The sequence below is a fragment of the Haladaptatus sp. W1 genome (assembly GCF_001723155.1).
Classification (GTDB): Archaea; Halobacteriota; Halobacteria; order Halobacteriales; family Haladaptataceae; genus Haladaptatus; species Haladaptatus paucihalophilus.
Map to the genome: position 1 here is coordinate 1 of NZ_MEIH01000051.1, position 2,537 is coordinate 2,537.

Sequence of the window (2,537 nt, forward strand, 5' to 3'; positions counted from 1 at the left end):
GGGCATACCGACCCCAGTCACGAGGTTCGAGCGCGGACAGACCCGCGATGGGAATCTCGCTGTCTTCGATTCGGTCGAGGTGAATCGGCTCGGGGTGGACGACGTGAACGAGGAAATCCGGCGAGAGGTCGAGCGCCGGGTTGATGTCGCTCGGGTCGGCCTCGCCCGCGTGGATTCCGAACGTCTTTCCCGCCCGTTTCGTCGCCGTCCGTTCACGGCCGAAGTCGGCGTCGTTGGCACCGCTCGCGCCGAAGCCGTCCGCCGCTTCCATCGCATCGACCGTCTCCCGACCGAGGATGAACGGGTCGATGTCCAAGCTCTCGGCGGCCTCGCGCAGGGCGAAGACGCCCTCGACGCCGCCCTCGCGGAATTCGAGAAACGAGGCGGTCCCCGTCGATTGCATGAATTCCAACGACCGTCGCATCGCTTCGACCTTCTTCGCACGCGACGTCTCCCGAAGAAGTCGGTGTTTGAGTCCGTCCGGCGGCGCGACGAGTTCTTCCAACGACAGCCCGCACCGGCCTCCTTGGCGATGGAGTCTCCGATGTGAGTGTGTGCGTTGACGAACGCCGGACAGACGATGTTCGACGACGAAACGGACTCCTCTTCGATTGCGGTTATCGTACCATCCTCGACGACGACGCGACCTTCCACGGGGTCGAAGTTCGGCCCGGACAGGATGGTGCCGACGTGGAGCGCTACTACCGCGACGCCAAACTGAACGAGATATACGAGGGAACGAGCGAAGTCCTCCGGAACACCATCGCGGCGCAGATGATGGACTGACCCGAAAAGAGCTGAAAACGAAACGTGCGGTCGGTTCTTACTCTTTCGACACGTCTCCTTTCTTCTTACTCCTTCTCGCCGACGGGTTCGACCTGCTTTCCCGTTTCCTTGGGAATGACGCGCTGTTGGGCGTCCTCCCATTCCCGGTCGAGTTCGCGGCCGTCGAACAACCGGTCGAGGAAGACGGCGAGTCCGGCGACTTCGGAATGCGGTTGGTTGGTCACGCCGACGTTCCAGTCGGCGGCTTCGTACACGTCGAACGAAACTTTCTCCGCCCCGACGACGACGAGGAGCGGTTCGTCCGCGTGTGCGTCCCGAATATCGGTTTCCACGTCCTGTACGCGCTCGCCGTACATCGTGAGGTGGACGACGGTTCCCTCCCAGTTTCGGATGAGCGCCTTCTGACTGCCGGACAGTTCGACCTCGAACGGGCCGCCGAAGCGGTCGGTGATGTCGCGGATGGTCTCCTGCGATTGTCCCGCGTTGTCGGGGAGGACCACGCGGTCCGCACCCAACGCGCGGGCGGTGAGTCCGACGTGTGTGGTCATCCGTTCGTCGCGTCCGGGTCGGTGGCCGAGACGGACGACCGTGACCGACGGTTCGTCGTGCATACGCTTCGATGGCGGCCGAACGCGTTAGGAGGTTTCGAAATACGGATTGCGGCAACGCGACGTTTTTTCGACGGCGTTCCGGCAGACCGGAACACACTTCCCGGCCACAATCGCAGAACCGTGCATGCAACTCTCCGATAAACGAGTTCTCGTAACCGGCGGTGCCGGTTTGGTTGGTTCCCAGATGGTCGACGACCTCGTCGCGGACAACGACGTAACTGTCGCGGACGACCTCTCCAACGGAATCGAGTCGTCCGTTCACGACGACGCCGAGTTCGTGCAGGCCGATTTAACCGACGAATCCGCCGTCGAGGCGGTCATCGACGGCTCCTTCGATGCCGTCTTCCATTTCGCCGCGGCGGATAAATACGTCAACACCGACGACCCGCGGCCCCAGTTCGAGGAGAACGGCGAAATGACGTACAACATCCTCGAACGCATGGACGAGGTCGGCGTGACGAACTTCGCCTTTACGTCCTCCTCGACGGTGTACGGCGAGGCCCCGCGGCCGACGCCCGAAGATTACGCGCCGCTCGAACCAATCAGCATCTACGGGTCGGCGAAACTCTCGGAGGAAGCCCTCCTCTCGACGTTCGCCCACTCCTACGATTTCACCGTGTGGAACTTCCGATTCGCCAACATCGTCGGTCCGCGGTTCGGCGCGGGCGTCGTCCCGGACTTCGTGGAGAAGTTGGACGAGAACCCCGACGTGCTGACCATCCTCGGGAACGGACTCCAGGAGAAATCCTACATGCACGTCACCGAGTGCACCGAAGCGATGCGCTACGTCGTCGAGAACGCCGACGATGCGATGAACACCTACAACCTCGGGACGCGGACGACCACCTCGGTCAACGCCATCGCCGACATCGTGGCGGACGTGATGGACCTCGACCCCGAGTATGTCCCCTTGCATCGTCACGCCGATGGCGCGCTCCGAACGGTCGAGCATCGCGGAGCGATGCGAGACGACGACGAACTGTGCGTCGCCCGCGAGTTCGTGCACCATCTCGCCGACGCGTTCGGCGTTCACGGCGTCGAGGAAGGCGTCCACCTCGTCCAGCGCGTAGAACGGCGCGGGGTTGTACCGCTGGATGGCGAAGATGAACGCGAGCGCGGTCAGCGACTTTTCGCCCCCAC

General features: G+C 63.1%; 1 protein-coding gene and 4 pseudogenes. 2 read left to right on the forward strand and 3 right to left on the reverse strand.

The window, feature by feature from the left end; all coding sequences use genetic code 11:
• A pseudogene (locus BG842_RS02860) lies at positions 1-681 on the reverse strand (amidohydrolase family protein); the annotation flags it as partial.
• 12 nt (positions 682-693) lie between these two features.
• On the opposite strand from BG842_RS02860, the pseudogene BG842_RS27005 reads away from it, so the two are divergent.
• A pseudogene (locus tag BG842_RS27005) lies at positions 694-786 on the forward strand (acyl-CoA dehydrogenase family protein); the annotation flags it as partial.
• Between the two features lie 65 nt (positions 787-851).
• Here BG842_RS27005 and BG842_RS02865 read toward each other — a convergent pair.
• On the reverse strand, positions 852-1,397 hold the full coding sequence (locus BG842_RS02865) for a tRNA (cytidine(56)-2'-O)-methyltransferase (protein ID WP_069449603.1): 546 nt from the start codon (positions 1,395-1,397) through the stop codon (positions 852-854).
• 124 nt (positions 1,398-1,521) lie between these two features.
• On the opposite strand from BG842_RS02865, the pseudogene BG842_RS02870 reads away from it, so the two are divergent.
• Positions 1,522-2,301, forward strand: a pseudogene (locus BG842_RS02870) (NAD-dependent epimerase/dehydratase family protein); the annotation flags it as partial.
• Here the strand turns inward: BG842_RS02870 and BG842_RS32705 are convergent.
• Positions 2,302-2,537, reverse strand: a pseudogene (locus tag BG842_RS32705) (hypothetical protein); the annotation flags it as partial.